This window comes from Paenibacillus baekrokdamisoli (assembly GCF_003945345.1).
GTDB classification, from domain to species: domain Bacteria; phylum Bacillota; class Bacilli; order Paenibacillales; family Paenibacillaceae; genus Paenibacillus_Z; species Paenibacillus_Z baekrokdamisoli.
Genome location: NZ_AP019308.1, coordinates 6,027,568 through 6,051,804, shown reverse-complemented (window position 1 = coordinate 6,051,804; position 24,237 = coordinate 6,027,568). Strand labels below are relative to the sequence as shown.

The 24,237-nt window shown below is 44.3% G+C and carries 23 protein-coding genes and 1 other annotated feature; all 23 genes read right to left on the bottom strand.

The features are described from left to right. Positions 1-23: 23 nt before the first annotated feature. The gene (gene rplC, locus EKN16_RS26505) at positions 24-647 is read right to left on the bottom strand and encodes a 50S ribosomal protein L3 (RefSeq protein WP_125663900.1); all 624 of its coding nucleotides are present in this window, start codon (positions 645-647) and stop codon (positions 24-26) included. A gap of 40 nt (positions 648-687) precedes the next feature. Beyond that, positions 688-996, bottom strand: coding sequence for a 30S ribosomal protein S10 (gene rpsJ, locus EKN16_RS26500; protein ID WP_005544556.1), 309 nt, complete (start codon positions 994-996; stop codon positions 688-690). Positions 997-1,589: 593 nt separating this feature from the next. Next, positions 1,590-2,780, bottom strand: coding sequence for an elongation factor Tu (tuf, locus tag EKN16_RS26495; RefSeq protein WP_125663898.1), 1,191 nt, complete (start codon positions 2,778-2,780; stop codon positions 1,590-1,592). 125 nt (positions 2,781-2,905) lie between these two features. Continuing rightward, the gene (gene fusA, locus EKN16_RS26490) at positions 2,906-4,984 is read right to left on the bottom strand and encodes an elongation factor G (protein ID WP_125663896.1); all 2,079 of its coding nucleotides are present in this window, start codon (positions 4,982-4,984) and stop codon (positions 2,906-2,908) included. A 29-nt stretch (positions 4,985-5,013) separates the two neighbouring features. Continuing rightward, positions 5,014-5,484 (bottom strand): 30S ribosomal protein S7, encoded by a 471-nt coding sequence (gene rpsG, locus EKN16_RS26485; protein WP_125663894.1) that lies wholly within the window; start codon positions 5,482-5,484, stop codon positions 5,014-5,016. Positions 5,485-5,553: 69 nt separating this feature from the next. After that, positions 5,554-5,973, bottom strand: coding sequence for a 30S ribosomal protein S12 (gene rpsL, locus EKN16_RS26480; RefSeq protein ID WP_125663892.1), 420 nt, complete (start codon positions 5,971-5,973; stop codon positions 5,554-5,556). 133 nt (positions 5,974-6,106) lie between these two features. Continuing rightward, positions 6,107-6,340 (bottom strand): ribosomal L7Ae/L30e/S12e/Gadd45 family protein, encoded by a 234-nt coding sequence (locus tag EKN16_RS26475; protein ID WP_125663890.1) that lies wholly within the window; start codon positions 6,338-6,340, stop codon positions 6,107-6,109. Positions 6,341-6,616: 276 nt separating this feature from the next. After that, on the bottom strand, positions 6,617-10,219 hold the full coding sequence (rpoC, locus tag EKN16_RS26470) for a DNA-directed RNA polymerase subunit beta' (protein ID WP_408636409.1): 3,603 nt from the start codon (positions 10,217-10,219) through the stop codon (positions 6,617-6,619). A gap of 178 nt (positions 10,220-10,397) precedes the next feature. After that, positions 10,398-13,961, bottom strand: coding sequence for a DNA-directed RNA polymerase subunit beta (gene rpoB / locus EKN16_RS26465; protein WP_125666710.1), 3,564 nt, complete (start codon positions 13,959-13,961; stop codon positions 10,398-10,400). A 363-nt stretch (positions 13,962-14,324) separates the two neighbouring features. Then, on the bottom strand, positions 14,325-14,921 hold the full coding sequence (locus tag EKN16_RS26460; protein WP_179955647.1) for a class I SAM-dependent methyltransferase: 597 nt from the start codon (positions 14,919-14,921) through the stop codon (positions 14,325-14,327). A gap of 141 nt (positions 14,922-15,062) precedes the next feature. Continuing rightward, the gene (gene rplL / locus EKN16_RS26455) at positions 15,063-15,425 is read right to left on the bottom strand and encodes a 50S ribosomal protein L7/L12 (protein WP_125663884.1); all 363 of its coding nucleotides are present in this window, start codon (positions 15,423-15,425) and stop codon (positions 15,063-15,065) included. Positions 15,426-15,494: 69 nt separating this feature from the next. After that, on the bottom strand, positions 15,495-15,992 hold the full coding sequence (rplJ, locus tag EKN16_RS26450) for a 50S ribosomal protein L10 (protein WP_125663882.1): 498 nt from the start codon (positions 15,990-15,992) through the stop codon (positions 15,495-15,497). Positions 15,993-16,051: 59 nt separating this feature from the next. Continuing rightward, positions 16,052-16,218, bottom strand: a sequence feature (ribosomal protein L10 leader region). A gap of 12 nt (positions 16,219-16,230) precedes the next feature. Next, positions 16,231-16,923 carry a 50S ribosomal protein L1 gene (gene rplA / locus EKN16_RS26445; protein ID WP_125663880.1) on the bottom strand — a complete coding sequence of 231 codons (693 nt, stop codon included), beginning with the start codon at positions 16,921-16,923 and terminating at the stop codon, positions 16,231-16,233. Positions 16,924-17,059: 136 nt separating this feature from the next. After that, complete coding sequence (gene rplK / locus EKN16_RS26440; RefSeq protein ID WP_125663878.1) at positions 17,060-17,485, bottom strand: 50S ribosomal protein L11; 426 nt, start codon at positions 17,483-17,485, stop codon at positions 17,060-17,062. A gap of 89 nt (positions 17,486-17,574) precedes the next feature. Then, complete coding sequence (gene nusG / locus EKN16_RS26435; protein ID WP_125666707.1) at positions 17,575-18,108, bottom strand: transcription termination/antitermination protein NusG; 534 nt, start codon at positions 18,106-18,108, stop codon at positions 17,575-17,577. A gap of 35 nt (positions 18,109-18,143) precedes the next feature. Then, positions 18,144-18,353 (bottom strand): preprotein translocase subunit SecE, encoded by a 210-nt coding sequence (gene secE / locus EKN16_RS26430; RefSeq protein WP_125663876.1) that lies wholly within the window; start codon positions 18,351-18,353, stop codon positions 18,144-18,146. A gap of 19 nt (positions 18,354-18,372) precedes the next feature. Continuing rightward, the gene (gene rpmG, locus EKN16_RS26425; protein WP_090583192.1) at positions 18,373-18,522 is read right to left on the bottom strand and encodes a 50S ribosomal protein L33; all 150 of its coding nucleotides are present in this window, start codon (positions 18,520-18,522) and stop codon (positions 18,373-18,375) included. Between the two features lie 349 nt (positions 18,523-18,871). Next, the gene (gene sigH, locus EKN16_RS26420) at positions 18,872-19,522 is read right to left on the bottom strand and encodes an RNA polymerase sporulation sigma factor SigH (protein WP_125663874.1); all 651 of its coding nucleotides are present in this window, start codon (positions 19,520-19,522) and stop codon (positions 18,872-18,874) included. A gap of 266 nt (positions 19,523-19,788) precedes the next feature. Beyond that, a complete protein-coding gene (locus EKN16_RS26415) occupies positions 19,789-20,310 on the bottom strand; it encodes an NYN domain-containing protein (protein WP_125663872.1) in 522 nt (173 codons plus the stop codon). Positions 20,311-20,312: 2 nt separating this feature from the next. Further along, positions 20,313-21,089, bottom strand: coding sequence for a 23S rRNA (guanosine(2251)-2'-O)-methyltransferase RlmB (gene rlmB / locus EKN16_RS26410; protein WP_125663870.1), 777 nt, complete (start codon positions 21,087-21,089; stop codon positions 20,313-20,315). Beyond that, positions 21,086-21,538, bottom strand: coding sequence for a Mini-ribonuclease 3 (locus EKN16_RS26405; protein WP_125663868.1), 453 nt, complete (start codon positions 21,536-21,538; stop codon positions 21,086-21,088). Before EKN16_RS26405 ends, rlmB begins: the two co-directional genes overlap by 4 nt. Further along, on the bottom strand, positions 21,535-22,941 hold the full coding sequence (gene cysS, locus EKN16_RS26400) for a cysteine--tRNA ligase (protein ID WP_125663866.1): 1,407 nt from the start codon (positions 22,939-22,941) through the stop codon (positions 21,535-21,537). The genes EKN16_RS26405 and cysS overlap by 4 nt, the downstream gene beginning before the upstream one ends. Next, the gene (gene cysE, locus EKN16_RS26395; protein ID WP_125663864.1) at positions 22,938-23,669 is read right to left on the bottom strand and encodes a serine O-acetyltransferase; all 732 of its coding nucleotides are present in this window, start codon (positions 23,667-23,669) and stop codon (positions 22,938-22,940) included. Before cysE ends, cysS begins: the two co-directional genes overlap by 4 nt. Positions 23,670-24,237: the final 568 nt, after the last annotated feature.

Here is a 24,237-nt window from a genome sequence, read left to right as displayed (position 1 = left end):
GTTCCTCCTTTCTTTATAAACGACTATTTCTTCACCGTTGATTTAACTCTTACAAAGCTATTTTTAGGACCCGGTACGGAGCCTTTAATGAGCAATACATTACGTTCAGCATCGACACGTACGATTTCAAGGTTTTGAATCGTTACTGTTTCGTGACCCATATGTCCCGGTAGGTGTTTGCCTTTCGGTACACGGTTCGCTTGGATAGAACCCATCGAACCCGGTCCACGGTGATAACGCGATCCATGAGCCATCGGTCCGCGGCTTTGGTTCCAACGTTTAATGTTACCTTGGAAACCTTTACCTTTAGATGTTGATGTTACGTCAACGAACTCGCCTTGTGCAAAATGATCAGCCTTCAAAAGTTGGCCAACTTCATATTCGCCCAGAGTAATACCGCGAAATTCACGAACGTAGCGCTTAGGAGTTGCATCAGCTTTCTTTGCATGGCCGATTTCCGGCTTAGTAGCTCTTTTTTCTTTCTTGTCGGAGAAACCAATTTGAATAGCTTCATAGCCATCATTTTCTTGGTCTTTCTTCTGTAAAACAACACAAGGACCTGCTTCGATTACAGTTACCGGAATAACGTTACCTTCAGCAGTAAACACTTGAGTCATACCAAGTTTTTTCCCTAAGATACCTTTCATGTTGACACCTCATTTCCTTTCCATTTTCCAATATGCTGGATTACAATTTAATTTCGATATCTACACCGGATGGCAGATCCAAGCGCATCAATGCATCAACCGTTTGCGGCGTTGGGTTTACAATATCGATCAAACGCTTGTGTGTGCGCATTTCGAATTGTTCCCTTGAATCTTTGTACTTGTGTACCGCACGCAGAATAGTGATGATTTGCTTCTCAGTTGGAAGCGGAATCGGCCCAGAAACACCTGCACCCGAACGTTTAGCAGTTTCAACAATCTTTTCTGCTGACTGGTCCAAAATTCTGTGATCGTACGCTTTCAAACGAATACGAATCTTTTGCTTAGCCATATAAGTCCCTCCTTCTATCGCCCAATTTAGTATCGGACATACTCCGCAAGAAAACCCGACACGCCCCTCATGGCAAAGGAGCCGTGTGTGTCGGCAACCTCTTGCATCATCGCAACGTCACAGACCAACGCTCACTATTATATCTGAATTAGTGGGCGATTGCAACTACAATATTAAATTATTTTAAAACTCGCTTTTTTCACTGATACACTGCTGCTCATTGTAATTTTCTACAATACCTACTATAGAAGAAACAGGATGTTTTCCACCTTATAAACAATCTCATTGTTTATTGTTTACCCACAACCCTTACCTTACATATGTAGATGATGTCCATATCGTAATTGTTTTGTCCACAGTATATTCGTTATCATGTGTATACTATTAATAATTTAGCGATGCGTTTCAATAGTTATCCACATTCCACAATCATTCATGATTTAATAGGTTATATCTACAAATGTAATTCATATGGGAGTTGTTGTCGTTACTACTAAAGAACAATCCACTTTTAAATAATCTCTATATTTAATAAATAAAAGCCCTCACCGGAGTGAGGGCTTCTGAATGGTAGCTTGCGCTACCATTCTTTATTATTTTTGAATAGTTGCTACTGCTCCAGCGCCTACTGTACGGCCACCTTCACGAATAGAGAAGCGAGTTCCATCTTCAAGTGCGATTGGATTGATAAGCTCAACCGTTACTGTGATGTTATCGCCTGGCATTACCATTTCAGTACCTTCAGGCAAAGTGATGATACCAGTTACGTCAGTTGTACGGAAGTAGAACTGTGGACGGTAACCAGTGAAGAAAGGTTTGTGACGTCCACCCTCTTCTTTAGTCAAAACGTAGATTTGTGCAGTGAAGTTCGTGTGTGGTTTAACGGAACCTGGCTTAGCAAGAACTTGACCACGCTCGATATCTTTACGATCCACACCACGAAGCAATGCACCGATGTTGTCGCCAGCTTGAGCGGAATCAAGCAATTTACGGAACATCTCTACGCCTGTTACGATTACTTTGCGGCTATCTTCAACTAGGCCAATGATCTCAACCTCGTCGCCGACTTTAACCACACCACGGTCAACACGGCCTGTAGCAACAGTACCACGACCTGTGATTGTGAAAACATCCTCAACTGGCATAAGGAATGGTTTGTCAGTTTGACGCTCTGGAAGAGGGATGTAAGTGTCAACTTGATCGAACAACTCGATGATTTTGTCAGCCCATGGACCATCTGGGTTTTGCAATGCTTCACGAGCAGCACCACGAATGATTGGAGTATCGTCACCTGGGAAATCATATTCGTTAAGAAGGTCGCGAACTTCCATCTCAACAAGCTCAAGCAACTCTTCATCTTCAACCATATCGCATTTGTTAAGGAAAACTACGATGTAAGGAACGCCTACTTGACGGGAGAGCAAGATATGCTCGCGTGTTTGTGGCATTGGACCGTCTGCTGCGGATACTACGAGAATCGCGCCATCCATTTGTGCAGCACCAGTGATCATGTTCTTAACATAGTCAGCATGTCCTGGGCAATCTACGTGAGCGTAGTGACGGTTAGGAGTTTCATATTCAACGTGAGCTGTGGAGATTGTGATACCGCGCTCGCGCTCTTCTGGAGCTTTATCGATTTGATCAAAAGCAACAGCTGCACCACCGTATCTTTTTGAAAGAACTGTTGTGATAGCTGCAGTCAACGTTGTTTTACCATGATCGACGTGACCGATAGTACCGATATTAACGTGCGGTTTATTACGTTCAAATTTTGCCTTAGCCATTGAACTAATTCCTCCTTAATATATAAAAATCTCTTATGTGATCGGCCGAATGGGCTAGCACTTAGGCTGTCCTTCATTCGACCAAAGTACAACTTAAGTTAAACCAAGTTGTGGGAAGCGTTCGATTAAGAATCGCCTTTTGATTTTGCAATGATTTCTTCAGAAATCGACTTCGGTACTTCATCATAGTGCGAAAGCTCCATGGAGAATGTACCGCGGCCTTGTGTACCTGAACGAAGTGTTGTTGAATATCCAAACATCTCGGATAGAGGTACCTTAGCACGAATGATTTGCGCACCTGCGCGCGAATCCATACCTTCGATACGACCACGACGGGAGTTAAGCATACCCATTACATCGCCCATGTACTCTTCAGGAACCGTTACTTCTACCTTCATGATAGGCTCAAGCAGTACAGGATTACATTTCTCCTTAGCTGCTTTAAGTGCCATCGATCCAGCAATTTTGAACGCCATCTCCGAGGAGTCAACGTCATGATAAGATCCATCAACAACAACTGCTTTGATGTCAACAAGCGGGAAGCCTGCAATAACACCATTCTTCATTGACTCTTCAATACCTGCTTGAATTGGAGCAATAAATTCCCGTGGAATGGATCCACCGACAGTTTTATTCTCAAATATAAAGCCTGTACCTGCTTCTTGAGGTGAGAATTCAACCCAACAATGTCCGAATTGACCACGGCCACCAGATTGACGAACGAATTTTCCTTCGACTTTCGCAGGCGTACGGAACGTTTCACGATAAGCTACTTGTGGCTTACCAACGTTTGTTTCGACTTTGAATTCACGACGCATACGGTCAACGAGGACCTCAAGGTGAAGCTCACCCATACCAGAAATAATAGTTTGGTTGGTTTCTTCATCTGTATGTGCACGGAACGTAGGATCTTCTTCAGCCAGTTTGGAGATCGCGATTCCAAGCTTATCTTGATCGGCTTTTGTTTTCGGCTCAATAGCAACCGAAATAACCGGATCAGGGAAGTTCATGGATTCAAGAATTACTGGAGCTTTCTCATCGCAAAGCGTATCGCCTGTTATTGTATCTTTAAGACCAACTGCAGCCGCGATATCTCCGGAGTAAACAATAGCAATCTCTTGACGAGTGTTAGCATGCATTTGGAGAATCCGACCGATACGTTCGCGTTTACCCTTAGAAGAGTTAAGCACGTACGAACCAGCTTGGAGAACACCAGAGTACACACGGAAGAATGTCAACTTACCAACATAAGGATCCGTCATGATTTTGAATGCAAGTGCCGCGAACGGCTCTGTGTCTGAAGATGGACGCTCTGTCTCTGTACCATCATCAAGAGTACCCTTGATAGCTGGAACGTCAATAGGAGCTGGCAGATAATCAACAACTGCATCAAGCATCATTTGAACGCCTTTGTTACGGTATGATGATCCACAAATAACCGGGAAGATTTTTACTTCGCAGACACCTTTACGCAATACTGCTTTAATCTCTGCTACAGTAATCTCTTCACCCTCGAGATATTTCATTGTGAGCTCTTCATCAAGCTCAGCAACTTTCTCGATTAGTTCTAAGCGGAGTTCTTCAACTTGTGCTTTATATTGTTCTGGGATTTCAATTTTTTCCGGATCTTTTCCGAGATCATCTTTATAGGTGTAAGCAACTCGTTCGATCAAGTCAATTACGCCCAAAAAGTCATTCTCAGCACCAATCGGAAGTTGAATTGCAACTGCGTTAGCTTGTAGACGTGAGCGCATGTCTTTGATTACATTCAAAAAGTCTGCACCGATGATGTCCATTTTGTTAACGTATGCGATCCGTGGAACATTATAACGGTCAGCTTGACGCCAAACCGTTTCGGATTGTGGTTCTACGCCTTCTTTAGCACTGAATACCCCAACGGCCCCGTCCAATACACGTAGGGAACGTTCAACTTCAACTGTGAAGTCAACGTGTCCCGGGGTGTCGATGATATTAATGCGGTGACCATTCCATTGAGCAGTAGTTGCAGCGGAAGTAATTGTAATTCCGCGCTCCTGTTCCTGCTCCATCCAGTCCATCGTTGCTGCACCTTCATGCACTTCTCCGATTTTGTGGGTACGGCCTGTATAGAACAGGATCCGCTCAGTCGTGGTTGTTTTACCCGCATCAATATGCGCCATGATCCCGATATTACGTGTATTATTCAAGGAGAACTCTCTTGCCATAATCTCGTCTCCTTTCGATTATGCGAATTCTACCAACGGTAGTGAGCGAATGCTTTATTCGCTTCAGCCATTTTATGTGTATCTTCGCGTTTCTTAACCGATGAGCCAGTGTTATTGGATGCGTCGATAATCTCGGCAGCCAAACGCTCTTCCATCGTTTTCTCACCGCGGTTACGTGAGTAATTCACGAGCCAACGGAGACCAAGCGCTGTACGGCGCTCAGGTTTAACTTCGATCGGTACTTGATAGTTCGAACCACCGACACGACGTGCTTTAACTTCAAGCACAGGCATAATATTCTTAATTGCTACTTCAAAAACTTCCATCGGATCTTTACCTGTACGTTCATTGATAAGTGTGAACGCATCGTACAAAATCGTCGCTGCTACACCGCGTTTACCGTCGATCATAATACGGTTGATCAAGCGAGTAACCAGTTTGCTGCTATAAATCGGATCTGGCAAAACATCGCGTTTTGTTACTGGACCTTTGCGTGGCATGAGGAAGTCCCCCTTTCTTCTAGTATTAACTTTGTTTTGAAAGACAATAATCAAATTTAATTATGTCTCTTATTTTTTAACTTTAGGACGTTTAGTTCCGTATTTGGAACGAGCTTGTTTACGGTTGTTCACACCTGCAGTATCAAGCGCACCGCGAACGATATGATAGCGTACACCCGGAAGATCTTTTACCCGGCCTCCACGTACCAATACCACGCTATGCTCTTGCAAGTTGTGACCAATACCTCCGATATAAGCAGTTACCTCAACACGGTTTGTTAAACGAACACGTGCATATTTCCGCAATGCGGAGTTCGGTTTCTTCGGCGTCATCGTGCCTACACGTGTGCAAACCCCACGTTTTTGTGGAGCGCTCAGGTTTGTTTCCTCACGTTTCAGCGCGTTGAATCCTCTTTGCAATGCTGGCGATTTCGATTTAACGACTTTCGCTTCGCGGCCTTTACGGACCAGCTGGTTAATTGTTGGCATGTTGCCACCCCCTTCCTTCATTATTAAACGTATCTAGAAATACTGGCTATTTAAGCCCACAGATCCAGGCGGTTCATAAAGAAACAAATGAAAGTTCCTACCGCGTCCTTCTCTCGGTAAAAACGATATTCCCTTATTCAATTTCCGGTAATACCACTGCCGCCATTGCAGCTCCGACTTCAATTCCACAGGTTTCCCCAAGAATCTTCATTGTTTCAATCCATGAGATTGGAACGTTCGCCGCTGTGCAAAGTCGAACAATATTGTCCTTCAATCGCTGATCTGTATCTTGTGCAACATAGACTTCAATGGCTTTACCTTGCCCTACCATCTTTGTCGTCTGTTTACTACCGATAACAAATTGCATGCAATCCCATCCTTTTATACCAATTCAAAACTCAATCTTATAAGTAGATAAAAGTTCTGATTAGGATCAATGCAGGGGCTTTGCAATTAGGCACACTTCGACATATTAGCATCTAGCCCAGTCATATGTCAAGCAATTTTGTAACTACTACGTATGATAATCTTGTATTTGATCTAACTGCGTGACATGCAAAGAGCGATGGACGCCTTTATAGGACAGCGTACATTCACTCTTTGCAGCATGTCTCACAGCTATAGTTGTGAATAAATGGTTGATTTACTCTACTGTTACAGTTACCGCTTCTTGCTGTTCTTCAGCTGCAACTGCATAATCATCCATTCCAGCACCTGAAAGCTTGATACCACGGTAACGCTGCATTCCTGTACCAGCTGGAATTAGCTTACCGATGATAACATTCTCTTTCAAGCCAAGCAATTGGTCAACCTTTCCTTTAATTGCTGCATCCGTAAGAACACGTGTTGTCTCCTGGAAGGATGCTGCAGAAAGGAATGAATCGGTTTCGAGCGATGCTTTCGTAATACCAAGCAAGACTGGTTTTGCGACAGCAGGCTCTTTGCCAGCTAGAATAGCTTCACGGTTATTAGCTTCGTATTCATGGATATCTACGAACGCACCTGGTAGAAGTGCCGTATCGCCTGCTTCAACGATACGTATTTTACGAAGCATTTGTTTGATCATAACTTCAATATGCTTATCGTTGATTTCTACCCCTTGGTTACGATAAACGCGCTGAACCTCTTGTAGAATATAGTTCTGCACGCCTCGAATTCCTTTGATGCGAAGCATATCTTTAGGATCGATCGAACCATCTGTCAGTTCATCGCCGGCTTCAATATGCTTACCTTTCGTAACACGGATACGCGAACCATAGGTAACCGCATATACTTTCGATTCCGCTTCACCCTGAACTTCAATTTCACGACGATCTTTCGTTTCTCTGATGTCTTTAATAACACCATCAAGCTCTGAAATAATCGCCTGACCTTTAGGATTACGAGCCTCGAAGAGCTCTTGAATACGCGGCAAACCTTGTGTGATATCGTCTCCAGCTACACCACCGGTATGGAAAGTACGCATCGTAAGCTGCGTTCCTGGTTCACCGATCGATTGAGCTGCGATAATACCAACTGCTTCTCCGATCTCTACAAACTTACCTGTTGCAAGGTTACGGCCGTAACAAATTTTACAAACACCGTGACGCGCACGACAGCTAAGGACAGAACGAATCTGCAGTTTCTCAACGCCAGCATCAATAACTTCTTCAGCTTTATTGGAATCAATAAGCTGGTTACGATGCAAAATGATCTCGCCTGTCTTCGGATTGCGAACTGTTTCAAAGGAGTAGCGGCCTTCAATACGGTCGTATAGATCTTCAATTACCTCTTTACCGTCTTGAATTTTGCTTACAGAGAATCCTTTGTCTGTTCCACAATCATCTTCACGAACGATTACATCCTGCGCAACGTCAACCAGACGACGAGTCAGGTACCCTGAATCGGCTGTACGGAGCGCTGTATCGGCAAGACCTTTACGAGCACCATGCGTCGAGATAAAGTACTCGAGTACAGTGAGGCCTTCACGGAAGTTCGATTTGATTGGCAATTCAATAATACGACCGGATGGATTGGCCATCAGACCACGCATACCACCAAGTTGAGTAATCTGTGATTTGTTACCCCGCGCTTTGGAATCAACCATGAGCATGATGGAATTATAACGATCCATCGATTTCATGAGGATATCCGTAATGGAATCTTTCGTTTTGCTCCAGATTTCAATAACACGGTCATAACGTTCTTCATTCGTGATCAAACCTCTACGATATTGGTTTGAAACGACTTTAACCTTATCTTCCGATTCCCTGAGAATTTCAACCTTCTCAGGCGGTACGATAACGTCGGATACGGCAATCGTAATACCTGCACGAGTTGAGTAGGTAAAACCAAGCTGTTTGATTTTATCAAGCATAATGGATGTTTTGGTGGTGTGGTATTTACGGAAACACTCAGCAATAATTAAACCGAGATATTCTTTACCGACTCCGCCCATTTGTGGTACTTCATCCAAGAACTTCTCAAGATCGGCACCTTTTTCGTGTACGAAATATCTATCCGGCGTTCCTTGCAAAAGGTTAACTTTAGTAGGCTCATTGATGTAAGGGAAATCTTCTGGATAAATCTCATTGAATATCACTTTTCCTACAGTTGTGGAAATAAGCGACTTCTGTTGAGCTTCCGTAAAGATTGTCTTATTCAATACCTTAACCGGGATAAATATACGAGCATGTAGGGATACGATACCACGTTGATACGCAGAAATCGCTTCGTTAACGGTACTAAATACCGATCCACTACCTTTAGCCTCTTTATTATCCATCGTCAAGTAGAAGCTTCCTAAGACCATATCCTGTGAAGGCGTGACAACCGGTTTACCGTCTTTCGGGTTCAAAATGTTACCCGATGCAAGCATCAATAGTCTAGCTTCAGCTTGTGCTTCTGCAGACAATGGTACGTGAACGGCCATTTGGTCACCATCGAAATCGGCATTATATGCTGTACATACGAGCGGATGCAATTTGATTGCGCGTCCCTCAACAAGGATCGGCTCAAATGCTTGGATACCCAGTCTATGAAGAGTTGGTGCACGGTTCAAAAGAACCGGATGCTCCTTAATAACTTCTTCAAGAACGTCCCAAACCTCTGGGCTTACACGTTCAACTTTGCGTTTAGCGCTCTTAATATTATGCGCGAGTCCTTTATTTACAAGCTCCTTCATAACGAAAGGCTTGAAAAGTTCAAGCGCCATTTCTTTAGGAAGACCACATTGGTACATTTTGAGGCTAGGTCCTACTACGATAACGGAACGACCAGAGTAGTCAACACGTTTACCAAGTAAGTTCTGACGGAAACGTCCTTGCTTACCTTTCAGCATATGGCTGAGGGATTTAAGCGGACGGTTACCAGGACCTGTTACCGGACGACCACGGCGTCCGTTATCGATAAGAGCATCAACTGCTTCTTGAAGCATCCGTTTCTCATTTTGCACGATAATATCAGGTGCGCCAAGATCAAGGAGTCGCTTCAAACGATTGTTCCGGTTAATAACACGACGATATAGATCATTAAGGTCAGACGTTGCAAAACGGCCACCATCGAGTTGTACCATTGGGCGCAGCTCAGGAGGGATAACCGGTAGAACATCAAGAATCATCCATTCTGGCATATTACCAGAGTTACGGAATGCTTCTATGACCTCGAGTCGTTTAATCGCGCGATTACGACGTTGTCCTTGAGCCGTACGAAGATCTTCTTTCAACGTCTCAAGCTCGCGTTCTACATCAATATCTTGAAGAAGCTTCTTCACTGCTTCTGCACCCATGCCAGCATGGAAGCCGTAGCCGTACTTCTCCCGGTAGCTGCGATATTCCTTCTCCGACAATAGCTGCTTTTTCTCAAGCGGCGTATCCCCTGGATCCGTAACAACATAAGATGCAAAATAAATAATCTCTTCCAGCGAACGAGGCGACATGTCCAGTGCAAGACCCATGCGGCTCGGAATACCTTTAAAGTACCAAATATGCGATACAGGAGCAGCAAGCTCAATATGCCCCATCCGTTCGCGACGGACTTTAGCACGAGTTACTTCAACACCACAGCGATCACAAACTACGCCTTTATAACGCACGCGTTTATACTTGCCGCAATGACACTCCCAGTCCTTTGTCGGTCCGAAGATTTTTTCGCAAAACAGGCCTTCTTTCTCCGGTTTCAGCGTCCTGTAGTTGATCGTTTCCGGTTTCTTCACTTCTCCGCGGGACCACGAGCGGATTTTATCCGGAGATGCCAAACCAATCTTCATATACTCGAAGTTGTTCACGTCCAACAAGGAGCAACCCTCCTTCGTCATGGTTCACTTGTGTCTTGCTATATTTAGCGCCGTTCCAGACCGGGCTTCACCTAAGTGAAGCTTACCGGCTGAATTCCGTCCGTGAAGGCGGAACGGCGAACGTAAAACTGGTTAAAGCTGCTTAAAAGTGTTATTCGACGCCGACTTCAGATCCTTCGAGATTAAGGTTGAGCTTATCGTTAGCTCCATCATCCTCATCGTCGATTTCTTTCATCTCGATCTCTTCTTCGTTCTCAGATAGGATTTTAACGTCCATACCCAAGCTTTGAAGCTCTTTAATTAGAACCTTGAACGATTCAGGAACACCTGGTTCTGGAACGTTCTCGCCTTTAACGATGGACTCGTACGTTTTGACACGTCCGACAACATCATCGGATTTAACGGTCAGAATTTCCTGCAGCGTATAGGCTGCTCCGTATGCCTCAAGCGCCCAAACTTCCATCTCACCGAAACGCTGTCCACCGAACTGCGCTTTACCACCCAACGGCTGCTGAGTAACGAGCGAGTAAGGACCTGTTGAACGGGCATGGATTTTATCATCGACCATGTGTGCCAGTTTGATCATGTACATGACACCAACTGTAACTTCACGTTCGAATTCTTCACCTGACCGACCATCATAGAGAACGGTCTTACCATTACGCTGCATGCCTGCTTCTTCCATGGAGTTAAACACATCATACTCACGCGCTCCATCGAATACCGGAGTAGCAGCATGAATACCGAGATGTTTACAAGCCATACCAAGATGGACCTCAAGCACTTGACCAATGTTCATCCGCGAAGGAACACCAAGCGGGTTAAGTACAACCTCTACTGGCGTACCGTCTGGAAGGAACGGCATATCTTCTTCCGGAAGGATGCGGGCGATAACCCCTTTGTTACCATGGCGTCCAGCCATTTTATCCCCTTCGGAGATCTTACGTTTTTGAGCAATATAAGCACGAACGAGTTGATTAACGCCTGGTGGCAGTTCATCACCGTTCTCACGAGTAAACACTTTGACGTCAACGACAATACCATCTGTACCATGTGGTACACGAAGGCTTGTATCGCGAACCTCACGAGCTTTCTCACCAAAGATGGCATGTAAGAGACGTTCTTCAGCTGTTAGTTCTGTTACACCTTTAGGCGTTACTTTACCAACAAGGATGTCTCCAGCACTAATCTCGGCGCCTACACGGATAATACCACGCTCATCCAAGTTGCGAAGAGCTTCTTCACCCACGTTCGGAATATCACGTGTGATTTCTTCTGGTCCAAGTTTCGTATCACGAGCTTCTGATTCATATTCTTCAATATGAATAGAAGTGTATACATCCTCTTTAACCAACTTCTCACTTAATAGGATCGCATCCTCATAGTTGTAACCTTCCCATGTCATGAATGCCACGACAACGTTACGACCAAGAGCTAGTTCACCCATTTCTGTGGAAGGACCATCAGCAAGGATATCGCCTTTACGTACTTGATCACCTTTACGGCAAAGCGGCCTTTGGTTGATACAAGTACCTTGGTTAGAACGCATAAACTTGTGCAGTTTTTGCTTAACCAAGTCACCTGTGACCGGTTTACCATCGATAATCTCAACGCGGCGAAGCCATATTTCATTTGCCGAAACACGTTCGATAATTCCGTCATATTTGGCAACAATACATACACCAGAATCTTTTGCAGACTTATGCTCCATACCCGTACCAACCAAAGGTGCCTTCGGTATGAGAAGCGGAACTGCCTGACGCTGCATGTTAGAACCCATAAGCGCACGGTTAGAGTCATCATTCTCTAGGAAGGGAATAAGCGCCGTCGCGACTGAAACAACCTGTTTCGGTGAAACGTCCATATAATCAACACGCTCGGTAGGCATTGTTAAAATGTTATCGGCCTGCTTGTTATAACGAACGATTTCAGAATCTTCAACGAATTTACTATCCTTCGTCAACTTCGCGTTCGCTTGTGCGATAACATAGTTATCTTCTTCATCCGCAGTCAAATATGCGATTTGCTCCGTTACAATACCTGTCTTAGGATCAACCCAACGGTAAGGCGCTTCTATAAAGCCATACTCGTTAATACGAGCAAAGGTAGACAAGGAGTTGATCAAACCGATATTCGGTCCCTCAGGCGTCTCAATCGGGCACATACGGCCGTAGTGAGAGTTATGAACGTCACGCACCTCGAAACCAGCGCGTTCCCGTGTCAAACCACCGGGTCCTAGTGCAGATAGACGACGTTTATGTGTAAGTTCAGCAAGCGGATTCGTTTGGTCCATAAACTGAGATAGTTGTGAGGAACCAAAGAACTCTTTAATCGACGCAATAACAGGTCGAATATTAATAAGCGCTTGAGGAGTAATGGCATTAGCATCTTGAATAGACATACGTTCACGAACTACGCGTTCCATCCGAGACAAACCAATACGGAATTGATTCTGCAGCAATTCACCAACTGAACGAAGACGGCGGTTACCAAGATGGTCAATATCGTCCGTGCTTCCAACGCCATGAAGTAAATCAATAAAGTAGTTGATGGATGAAATGATATCGGCAGGAGTGATATGCTTCACACCTTTATCAATGACGCCATTAGCAATTACTTTAATCACTTTACTTTCATCAAGAGGCGAGAATACACTTATGGTTTGTAGAGGAATACTATCAGCATCAAGCACACCATTAGCTACATGGTAAGTTTTGAAACCAACGTTATTCTCTAAATAAGGGATAAGCTCATCCAGAAGTCTACGATCAATCATTTGACCAGCTTCTGCTAGAATTTCCCCTGTAGAAGGATCCACAAGCGTTTCAGCTAGCTTTTGGTTGAACAAACGGTTCTTAATATGAAGCTTTTTGTTTATTTTATAACGTCCGACATTCGCCAAATCATATCGTTTCGGGTCAAAGAAGCGTGCAACTAGCAAACTCTTTGCATTGTCAAGCGTTGGTGGTTCACCTGGACGAAGACGTTCATAGATTTCGATGAGCGCTTTCTCCGTAGAATCCGTATTGTCTTTATCTAACGTATTGCGAATATATTCGTCATGCCCAAGCAAATCCAATATTTCCGCATCAGTACCAAAGCCAAGCGCACGAAGAAGAACCGTCACCGGTATTTTCCGAGTCCGATCGATACGGACATAGATAATGTCCTTCGCATCAGTTTCAAGCTCTAGCCAAGCACCACGGTTTGGTATTACTGTAGCCGTATAATTTTTCTTCCCGTTTTTGTCCACTTTCGTGCTAAAGTAGACGCTAGGTGAGCGAACCAATTGGCTTACAATAACCCGTTCCGCACCATTAATTATAAAGGTGCCTGTTTCGGTCATCAGTGGAAAATCGCCCATGAACACTTCTTGCTCTTTCACTTCGCCGGTTTCCTTATTGATGAGCCGAACCTTTACTCGCAGCGGCGCTGCGTAGGTTACGTCACGTTCTTTCGATTCATCGACTGAATATTTCGGCTCTCCGAGCGAATAATCAATGAACTCAAGCATCAAATTACCTGTAAAATCCTGAATCGGCGAGATATCTTGGAAAAGTTCTAGTAAGTCCTTCTCCAAAAATTTCTCGTACGACTTTTGTTGGATTTCAATCAGGTTCGGAACTTCAAGCACCTCGCGGATGCGCGCATAACTTCTACGCGTACGACGCCCATACTGAACAAGTTGTCCTGCCAACTTAACCTCACCCCTCATGTCTGCTTCACAGAAAGTGAACGATCTTTTATTCACGAAATCAGAATGTGCAGCAGGCAAATTCTGATTCAATAAAGAAAAGCCCTTATCGATAACTCGAAAAAAGAGCATGTTTCTGTCAATCACACCTTAGCGATCTATCAACCACTAAAGTCTCATATCAAGTAATTTTGCCCAAAATGTAAACATTATACGTCAAACTGACTTTTTCTATTCCAGAAAATAATTGGCATTTCTGAAGAGTTAAAAAACCGCTTGACATTTTAGTTGACTAAAGAGATTGAGCCCATTTTAATACTGACATTTTATAATGATAACACATCGACAAAACCAAGTCAACAAAATATTGCTTTTTCCATATTCCTACTTGCATGCTCGAAATATTCGGTATCCCTTGTCTTTCGTGACTTCTTCGACTTCTTCAAATAGCGATTCAAGCTTAGTAAGCGCTGATGGTGCACCTTGTTTCTTTTGAATGACCACCCACATGAAGCCTCCAGGTCGCAGCAGCTTCTCGCCTTCTTCAAAGATTCGATGCACAATTTCTTTACCTGCGCGAATAGGTGGGTTAGTAATAATCACGTCAAAACTCTGATCTCTAACGCGTTCGAAAAGATCACTTTGCAAAACCGAAACATTGGTTACCCCATTGCGTTTCGAATTCTCTAAAGCCAGTTCGATGGCACGTTCATTGATATCAATCATAGTCACATGACCTTCTGAAGCTAGTTTCGCTGCTGTAATTCCAATAGGCCCATAGCCGCAACCGACATCAAGCACTTGGGCACCACGATCTAAATCAATCGCCTCAATTAGAACCCGACTTCCATAATCAACACCAGTTTTAGAGAAAACGCCAGCATCTGTCATAAAACGCAGTTCATAACCACGAAGTGTTGTTTCAATTTGTTGTCGATCACGCTTAACCTCAGGGCTACGCGTGTAGTAGTGCTCAGACATCATATCCCCTCCTAAAAGTTAATCATGCGACTGTTTCGAAAAACAGACTTCGAGGCTTTTTGTACAGCCGTCTTCACAATAAAGCGAACCCCTTGAAGCTTGCGCCTCAAGGGGTTCGTCGCTATGCTAGGTAACTATCTATTACTTAACTTCTACAGAAGCGCCTGCTTCTTCAAGTTTAGCTTTGATAGAATCTGCTTCTTCTTTAGCAATTTTTTCTTTGATTGCTTTAGGAGCGCCATCAACAACATCTTTCGCTTCTTTCAGGCCAAGACCTGTGATTTCGCGAACAGCTTTGATAACGTTGATTTTGGAAGCGCCAGCACTTACCAAGATTACGTCAAATTCAGATTGCTCTTCAACTACTGCTGCTGCTGCGCCGCCGCCAGCTGCAACTGGTGCTGCTGCTGTAACGCCGAATTCTTCTTCGATTGCTTTAACTAGATCGTTCAATTCAAGAACGTTCATGCCTTTAATGGCTTCCAAGATTTGTTCTTTACTCATGAGATAAACCTCCAATAGTTTGTTTTATTATTTGTTTTCATTGTGTTCGTTAAAAAGTGAAACATCTTCTTATGCTTCTTGTTTCTCAGCCACTGCTTTAACAGCAAGGGCGAAGTTGCGCATAGGCGCTTGAAGCACGCTGAGGAGCATGGAGAGCAAACCTTCGCGTGACGGTAGATCCGCCAACGCTTTGATTTCTTCCGCGTTAAATACTTGGCCTCCAACAACGCCGCCTTTCAATTTCAAAGCGTCATTCTTTTTAGCGAAGTCAGCCAAAATTTTAGCTGGACCAACAGCATCCTCTTTACTGAAAGCAACAGCAGTAGGACCTGTAAGAACAGCATCAAGAGCTGTGAGATCAGCATTCGCAGTTGCACGACGAATCAAGGAGTTTTTCAAAACTTGAAACTCAATGTTCGCATCGCGCAATTGTTTACGGAGCTCAGTAACTTGCTTCACGTTTAGTCCACGGTAATCAGCTACAACTGTGCATGAGCTTTCGCGAAGTTTTGACGAAATTTCAGTTACAGCTTGCTCTTTACCTTGGATGATTTTTGCGTTTGCCATAATGTACACCTCCCGTAATGTTCTAGACATCCCGTTTCTAGCGGCGGATTACTTTCTCCTAAGTGCATGAGAAAGGCCTCCGCAGACAATGCGAAGGCCATGATGGTCCGTAAATCACTCCAGCCTTAAGGCAAAAGCGCACAAACACGTTTATCATAACACCTCGGTAGGAAATTAAGCCAGATGACCTGGCACCTACTGTCTACGGTATGCATATTCGATTGTTAATTCCGTCCTCTTAACGATATACAGAAACGTTAAGACGAGCACTAGGGCCCATCGTTGAGGAAACGGCGATGTTTTTCAAGTAAACCCCTTTAGCTGCTGCCGGTTTAGCACGGTTTAGTGCATCTACCAGAGTACGAAGGTTCTCGTTCAGCTTGTCTGCATCAAACGATACTTTACCGATTGGTGCATGGATTTGACCTGCTCTATCAAGACGGTACTCGATCTTACCGGCTTTGATCTCTTGCACGGCTTTTGTAACGTCAAACGTTACAGTACCCGCTTTCGGATTCGGCATGAGACCTTTACCACCGAGAATACGACCCAGTTTACCAACTTCAGCCATCATGTCCGGAGTAGCAACACAAACGTCGAAGTCGAACCAGCCTTGTTGAATTTTAGCGATTACGTCAGCATCGCCAACATAATCTGCGCCTGCTGCTTCTGCTTCTTTGGCTTTGTCACCTTTTGCAAAAACGAGTACGCGTTTTGTTTTACCAGTACCATGCGGAAGTACAACTACGCCACGAACCGCTTGATCTTGTTTCTTAGGGTCTACACCCAGACGAACCGCAACTTCAACTGTTTCGTCGAATTTTGCAGTGGATGCTTTCTTAACAAGCTCAATTGCTTCTAGAGATTCGTAAGTAGCTTCGCTATCAATCAGCTTAACAGCATCTTGATATTTTTTACCTCTTTTAGCCATGGATATTCTCCTCCTTGTGTGGTTTTAACGGAAAACCCTCCATTGCTGGAGATCCTCCCACCTGAGCGAACCCAAAGATCCTCTCAGTCAGACAACGCCATCTGGCGTGCCCTACAACACCGTAACGGTAATCAAATTAGTCTTCGATTACTACGCCCATGCTGCGCGCTGTACCTTCAACCATGCGCATTGCTGCTTCAACAGAAGCTGCGTTAAGGTCAGGCATTTTTTGCTCAGCGATTTCACGTACTGTTGCACGTTTAACTGTAGCAACTTTTTTCTTGTTAGGCTCACCCGAACCTTTTTCAATCTTCGCAGCTACACGAAGAAGAACAGCAGCCGGTGGAGTCTTTGTGATAAATGTGAATGAACGATCTTCAAATACTGTGATCTCAACTGGAATAATCAAACCAACTTGATCGGCTGTACGAGCGTTAAACTCTTTACAGAACGCCATGATGTTGACACCAGCTTGACCTAGTGCAGGACCGATCGGCGGAGCCGGATTCGCTTTCCCTGCATTAACTTGCAGTTTTACCATTTTAATGACTTTCTTTGCCATGTTGCACACCTCCTTGCCAGAGTAATCCACTTTGTCATGATGTTGAATCGACATGACAATTTCATGCTGCTAGACAGATATCGAAACCGTTAAATCTTTTCCACTTGCGTGTAATCGAGTTCAAGCGGCGTCTCTCTGCCAAACATGTTAACATGAACCTTCAGCTTGCTCTTGTCGAGTAGAATCTCTTCTACAGTGCCGACAAAATTAGCGAATGGTCCAACTTTAACGCGAACGGTTTCCCGTAAATCGAATTCGATTTTCGGTTTCGGTTCATCAATACCCATGTGACGCAAGATTCCTTCCACTTCATCAGGCAGCAGTGGAGTTGGTTTCGAGCCTGAACCTGTCGAACCGACAAAGCCAGTTACACCCGGTGTATTGCGAACAACATACCAAGAGTCATCGGTTTGAACCATTTCTACGAGGACGTAGCCGGGATAAACTTTACGCATGACGATTTTTTGCTTACCGTCTTTGTTTACCACTTCTTCTTCCATCGGAACGAGCACACGGAAAATCTTATCCTCCATGCCCATTGATTCAACGCGCTTCTCTAAATTCGCTTTTACTTTGTTCTCATACCCAGAGTAGGTATGGACAACGTACCATCTTTTTTCCATCTCTTTTTCCATAACAAGCCACCCTTGGCCCCTTCTTAAACAATCAGTTCGACCAATGCGGAAATTCCAATGTCAAGCACCCAAAAGTAGACAGTTACCGCTATAATCGTCACCATTACGACGAGAGTATAGCTTGTCAACTCTTTACGGCTTGGCCAACGGACTTTCTTCAATTCTGCGAAGCTGTCGGTAAAGAAGGAAAACGTCGATCCGAAGCTTTGCTTCAGTTTAGCTAAAAATGCCACGTCCACACCTCCAATTGACCTATCTAGTTTCGCGATGAGGAGTATGCTCGTTACAATACTTACAGAACTTCTTCATCTCGATGCGGTCTGGGTGATTCCGTTTATTCTTGCTTGAAGCATAGTTTCTTTGTTTGCAGTTTGTGCAAGCCAGAGTAATAATTACCCGCATTGCTGTACACCTCCCGAACAACCATAAATAAAAAAAGTTTGAAGCGTTGTATGTGGAACTCGCCTGATTCAGTACCCATCATAAAAAAGACCTAATTTAGGGCTACCTAAAACACTTTATCATAAGCGATAGGGAGTGTCAACGAATAACTACTCTGAATACCTAACTATTAGTTGGTAATTCACTCTCACAAACTTGGCTAGTCTTTGCAAATCAAAAAGGCGAAACCCGACAGCTCGCTTCGTTTATTATTGCCAAACCATTTTTCTTTCAAACCACTAGAGTTGGAATTAATAAAAAGAAATAGAGCTCATAAAAAAAGAGCCAGTAGGCTCTCCTATTTGCAAATTTAATTGGTAATATTGCGTAATTCAAGATAACGCTCGAGTTTGCGTTTAACACGCTGTAAAGCATTGTCGATTGACTTGACATGACGATCTAAATCCACCGCTATTTCTTGATAGGAACGACCGTCTAGATAGAGCATCAGAACTTTCCGCTCCAAATCGCTCAAAATCTCAGACATTTTATCTTCAAGACCAATGAATTCTTCTTGATTAATAATCAACTCTTCTGGATCTGAAACTCTCGTTCCACAGATAACGTCAAGCAGCGTACGGTCGGAGTCTTCGTCGTAGATAGGCTTGTCCAACGATACATAAGAATTAAGTGGTATATGCTTCTGACGCGTCGCCGTCTTAATAGCAGTAATTATTTGACGCGTTATGCAAAGCTCTGCAAACGCCTTGAATGACGCAAGCTTATCTCCCCTGAAATCTCTTATCGCTTTATATAACCCTATCATACCTTCTTGAACGATATCCTCGCGATCGGCCCCAATTAAGAAATAGGAACGCGCTTTAGCACGGACAAAATTCTTGTATTTATTAATCAAATATTCCAGCGCTTCACTTTCACCTTCACGAACCGCTTCTACAATGTCTTCGTCCGTTCTGCAGTCAAAGTCCAGCGTTTTCCATTCTCTGAGGTCGATGCTCACGAACAATCCCTCCGGCTCGAAAGGCGTGCATTGCGCAAAACTAAAATAAATCCTAGTTACCAATCACTTGTTCAAATCATAGAAACAAGCTACATTTACCGTTCCTCCAAAAGAAACATAGACTCAGTATACATTATGTAACCTTGAAGAGTCAATCAAGTTCATGTCGAAGGTTCTTTGATAATCTAGCAAAAATGGAATTTAACCCCGTTTGATGTTCACTTAATGTAAGGTAAAGTAACGCCCCATCAAAGATATCAAAACCCTCATTTTTGACCTCTTCGCCATCTCTCGAGCTTTGTTTTGACATCCATGCTCAGGTTATTGTCCAGCTCATTGCGAACCTTTGATCCATAATCAAGTGTTCGTTCAATCTCTTTACGATTTTGCTGGATATTAATGAGTAGTTCCCTCGCCGAGATGCGCAGTGCACCATTGCCGAAAGCTACATGCTGCTCTACTAAATCAGAGGTCGCAACATAAAGGTCTCGGCTGCGCAGAGCAAGCTCAGATGAAAGACGTTCAATGCAAGCATCAGCCGTTTCCTTCTCCTTCGTGTAAACAACCGACACGCGATACTGATTAAAGGTGGAGCCAATACCAGGCACTTGATGCGCGTCAAAAACAACGATAACCTCCATACCGGTAAAGCCTTGATAATCAGCCAGCATTTCCAGCAGAAGATCTCGTGCATCTTCTAGACTACTATCTCGAAGGGACGAAAGCATCGACCATGCACCAATCACATTGTAGCCATCGACAAGCAGTACATCTTCACGGCGCCGCATGGTTAGCGATTTAGGCGCTGGCGCACCACTTCATACATGAGAACACCTGCTGCAACAGAAGCATTTAGTGAATTCAGCCGTCCATTCATAGGTAGTTTAATGAGAAAATCACATTTCTCCCGAATTAATCGGCCAATTCCCTTTGCCTCATTCCCAATGACGACGGCAAGCGGCATATCAAAGCTTGTTTTAGACGCGAACACATCCTGTGTTGCACCTACATCAGCTCCCGCAATCCAAATCCCCGCTTCTTTGAGCTTGTCGATCGTTTGTGCCATATTCGTAATCCGGGCGACTGGAACGTATTCAACCGCACCTGCGGATGTTTTAGCAACCGTTGCGGTTAGAGATGCCGAACGGCGCTTGGGAATAATTACGCCATGCACCCCCGTACATTCCGCAGTTCGCAGGATCGAACCTAAGTTATGCGGATCTTCAATTTCATCAAGCAGCAGCAGAAAGGGAACTTCACCATTCTCCCGAGCACGTTCTAAAATTTCATCTAATTCATAATAGCGGTATGCAGCAGCTTGTGCGATAACGCCTTGATGAGAAACATCATTCACCATTTGATCCAGCTTGCGTTTATCCGCGAACTGTACAATAATTCCCGCCTTCTTCGCTTCGGCAACAATAAGCTGAGCTGCATTTTTTTGCATCTGCTCGGCTATCCAGATCTTATTTATTTCACGTCCGGAGCGCAGTGCCTCCATGACCGGGTGTTTACCTGCAATCCATTCTTGTGAATCCTGGTCATGGTCATGCTCAAACTCACTCATCTGTCTTCCTCCTTGATGGGTTCTTCGCCCTCAGTTAATTCGTTGAAAGCGATGGCCATTAACTCACGCAGCCGTTCACTTCGCTTGGCATAATATAAATATCCAACCAAACACTCAAGAGCGGTCGCTTGTCGGTAGTCTGCCGTATCCGCATTTTTGGGCGGTGTACCCGACTTCGCATTCCTTCCGCGCTTGGCTATATCTTTCTCTTCTTCGGTTAAAAATGGCTGCCACTTTTCTAGTAACGCACACTGTGCTTTGGCAGACACAAATTGAGTGGCATGCTTATGCAAATGATGGAGTTTATGATTCGGTTGACTGACTAAATATTGCCTTACAAGCAATTCAAATACCGAATCCCCAATGTAGGCCAGTACAACTGGATTTAGTAGATGGGGTGCCTTAGTCGGTGTATGAATCCACCAGCCTTCTTCCATGTTCTCCATCATTTGCGTCTCCACCGCATGCCTTGCGGCGTATCCTCCAGAACAATACCTTGCTCGGCTAATTGGTCACGAATCTCATCGGCACGCGCCCAGTTCTTCGTTATTCGAGCTTCCACACGCTCTGCGATGAGGGCATCAACATCCGCATCCAACAGGCCCTCGCTCTGCTTCTCTGGGAGAAGGCCTAGCACCTGATCAAAAGATTCAAAGGCATTAATTAATAAATGTAAGCTTTCTGCTGATACAACAGGTCTTTGCAAATGTTGATTCGCCTCACTTACGAGATCGAATAAAGCAGTTATGGCATCTGGTGTATTAAAGTCGTCATCCATCTTCGCGTGAAATTGTTCCTTGATCGCTTCCACTCTTCCACGAAGAGCCACGGTCTCCTCATCTGCCTCACTTATAGCAACCGTTAAACGATGCTGTAGGTTAACTAAGCAATTCATTACGCGTTCAATGCTATTCTCCGCTTGAGCAATCGTTTCATCACTGAAATTAATTGGACTGCGATAATGAGCAGAAAGCATGAAGTAACGAATGACAGCAGGCTTGATTCGCTTGATCATCTCATTTACAGTAATTCCGTTCCCCAAGGATTTGGACATTTTCTCATTATTAATATGGATATATCCATTGTGCATCCAATATCGCGCTAGCGGCTTGCCAGATAGCGATTCGGATTGGGCTACTTCGCATTCATGATGAGGGAATTGGAGATCATGTCCGCCTCCATGAATATCCAGAGTTTCTCCTAAATACTTGCGAGCCATCGCTGAACATTCAATATGCCAGCCCGGACGCCCCGCTCCCCATGGACTTTCCCAGAAAATCTCTCCGGGCTTAGCCGCTTTCCACAGCACGAAGTCTTGGCCATTCTCTTTACGCACATCAACCCCAATACGGATACCAAGCTGCAGTTCATCCATATTCTGATGCGATAGCTTCCCATAATCAGTGAATTTATTCGTGCGGAAGAAAACATCTCCGCCATTCTCATAGGCATAATCTTTATCAACTAACTCTTGAATGAACGATATAATTTCCGGTATATTCTCCGTTACACGCGGGTTCAAGGTAGCTTTATGAACACCGAGTGCTTCGATATTGGTATTGAAGGCTTGAATGAATCGTTCTGCAACTTCTGGAACCGTTGTATCTAACTGTTCAGCCTTACGAATGAGCTTGTCATCGACATCTGTGAAATTGACAACATACTCCACTTGATAGCCGGTCGACTCCAAATAGCGACGTACGACATCAAAGAAAATAACCGGTCGTGCATTCCCAATATGGATATAATCGTAGACTGTCGGTCCACATACGTACATCTTTACTTTACCTGACTCAAGCGGTATAAATTCTTCTTTCTCACGAGTCATTGTATTATAAATGCGCAGGCTCATTTTCTAGTTTCCCCTCCAGCTATGGTCTGCTTATTTTCCTCATCTGATTCGATTAGCTCTTGCCGCTGCAGCTCGGCATCCTGCTCAAGACGTTCTTCGCGCACTTGTTCCAGATCCGCTCTCAGATCTACAATTTCTTTCTGCATGGCGCGCAGCATCTCGATAACGGGATCGGGCAGCTTCGTATGATCTAGACGATCACCTACTCGTTCCCCATTACGCTTCACGATGCGACCAGGATTACCGACAACTGTACTATTCGGTGGAACCTCACGCAGCACCACAGAATTAGAGCCGATATTTACATTATCTCCAACTTCAAACGATCCAAGAACCTTCGATCCAGAACCGATAACAACATTGTTCCCGATGGTAGGATGCCGTTTACCACGTTCTTTTCCCGTCCCACCAAGGGTCACACCTTGATAAATCACGACATTATTCCCGATTTCGCATGTTTCTCCGATGACGACACCCATACCATGATCAATAAAAAGACCTTCACCGATCGTTGCGCCCGGATGAATTTCAATTCCCGTGAAGAATCGGCTCACCTGCGAGATTATTCTAGCGATCGTATACCACCGTCGCTTATAAAAATAATGTGCAACACGGTGTGCCCATATGGCATGAAGTCCAGAGTACGTGAATACCACTTCAAATTTATTCCGAGCGGCAGGGTCATTATCAATCACTGTCTGTATATCGGATTTTAAATGATGAAACATGGTCAAGACTCCTCTCAAACTTCCACAATCGAGCTCCACATCCTTGAATGACGATCTCCCTGCTTGGAGCAATACTCGCCCGTCCATCTGGATTTCTCGTTCGGCTAGGAAATAACAAAAGCCCCTGCAGCCCAAAGGCTACAGAGGCGTAAGAACGCGGTTCCACTCTGCATGGGATTATTAATCGAAAGCATATCCCATCTCAAGATCCTTAACGCGGATCGATCGTCACCACCTACCCCGTGCAACATGATTCTACTCCTGTCCAAGGATGAACAGCAAAGTCATTCATGACGCGGATCAATAGTGCAGCTCCCAGGCGCAATGTTCACTTCAAGGACTAAACGACTCTCAGCCATTCTCTCGGATCACTGACGTGCATCAAATAACACAAGTAGCAGCGGCTCCGTTCAAAAGGTCGCCCTCTCTGATAATTCCTTTAATAAAATGAACGTTCCTGTTCTAAGCTTTATTATCGATAAATCATTATATGATACATATAGTGCTTCAAGTATAGCTGACTGTCGAAAAACTGACAAGTGCTTTGGATAAAGCTTACCGCCAGACT

What these genes read in the sequence shown, in the direction of transcription:
- rplC (WP_125663900.1), bottom strand. Translation starts at nt 647, where the DNA reads ATGAAAGGTATCTTAGGGAAAAAACTTGGTATGACTCAAGTGTTTACT.
- rpsJ (WP_005544556.1), bottom strand. Translation starts at nt 996, where the DNA reads ATGGCTAAGCAAAAGATTCGTATTCGTTTGAAAGCGTACGATCACAGA.
- tuf (WP_125663898.1), bottom strand. Translation starts at nt 2,780, where the DNA reads ATGGCTAAGGCAAAATTTGAACGTAATAAACCGCACGTTAATATCGGT.
- fusA (WP_125663896.1), bottom strand. Translation starts at nt 4,984, where the DNA reads ATGGCAAGAGAGTTCTCCTTGAATAATACACGTAATATCGGGATCATG.
- rpsG (WP_125663894.1), bottom strand. Translation starts at nt 5,484, where the DNA reads ATGCCACGCAAAGGTCCAGTAACAAAACGCGATGTTTTGCCAGATCCG.
- rpsL (WP_125663892.1), bottom strand. Translation starts at nt 5,973, where the DNA reads ATGCCAACAATTAACCAGCTGGTCCGTAAAGGCCGCGAAGCGAAAGTC.
- EKN16_RS26475 (WP_125663890.1), bottom strand. Translation starts at nt 6,340, where the DNA reads ATGCAATTTGTTATCGGTAGTAAACAGACGACAAAGATGGTAGGGCAA.
- rpoC (WP_408636409.1), bottom strand. Translation starts at nt 10,219, where the DNA reads ATGAAGATTGGTTTGGCATCTCCGGATAAAATCCGCTCGTGGTCCCGC.
- rpoB (WP_125666710.1), bottom strand. Translation starts at nt 13,961, where the DNA reads ATGAGGGGTGAGGTTAAGTTGGCAGGACAACTTGTTCAGTATGGGCGT.
- EKN16_RS26460 (WP_179955647.1), bottom strand. Translation starts at nt 14,921, where the DNA reads ATGTCTGAGCACTACTACACGCGTAGCCCTGAGGTTAAGCGTGATCGA.
- rplL (WP_125663884.1), bottom strand. Translation starts at nt 15,425, where the DNA reads ATGAGTAAAGAACAAATCTTGGAAGCCATTAAAGGCATGAACGTTCTT.
- rplJ (WP_125663882.1), bottom strand. Translation starts at nt 15,992, where the DNA reads ATGGCAAACGCAAAAATCATCCAAGGTAAAGAGCAAGCTGTAACTGAA.
- rplA (WP_125663880.1), bottom strand. Translation starts at nt 16,923, where the DNA reads ATGGCTAAAAGAGGTAAAAAATATCAAGATGCTGTTAAGCTGATTGAT.
- rplK (WP_125663878.1), bottom strand. Translation starts at nt 17,485, where the DNA reads ATGGCAAAGAAAGTCATTAAAATGGTAAAACTGCAAGTTAATGCAGGG.
- nusG (WP_125666707.1), bottom strand. Translation starts at nt 18,108, where the DNA reads ATGGAAAAAAGATGGTACGTTGTCCATACCTACTCTGGGTATGAGAAC.
- rpmG (WP_090583192.1), bottom strand. Translation starts at nt 18,522, where the DNA reads ATGCGGGTAATTATTACTCTGGCTTGCACAAACTGCAAACAAAGAAAC.
- EKN16_RS26415 (WP_125663872.1), bottom strand. Translation starts at nt 20,310, where the DNA reads ATGCGGCGCCGTGAAGATGTACTGCTTGTCGATGGCTACAATGTGATT.
- rlmB (WP_125663870.1), bottom strand. Translation starts at nt 21,089, where the DNA reads ATGAGTGAGTTTGAGCATGACCATGACCAGGATTCACAAGAATGGATT.
- EKN16_RS26405 (WP_125663868.1), bottom strand. Translation starts at nt 21,538, where the DNA reads ATGATGGAGAACATGGAAGAAGGCTGGTGGATTCATACACCGACTAAG.
- cysS (WP_125663866.1), bottom strand. Translation starts at nt 22,941, where the DNA reads ATGAGCCTGCGCATTTATAATACAATGACTCGTGAGAAAGAAGAATTT.
- cysE (WP_125663864.1), bottom strand. Translation starts at nt 23,669, where the DNA reads ATGTTTCATCATTTAAAATCCGATATACAGACAGTGATTGATAATGAC.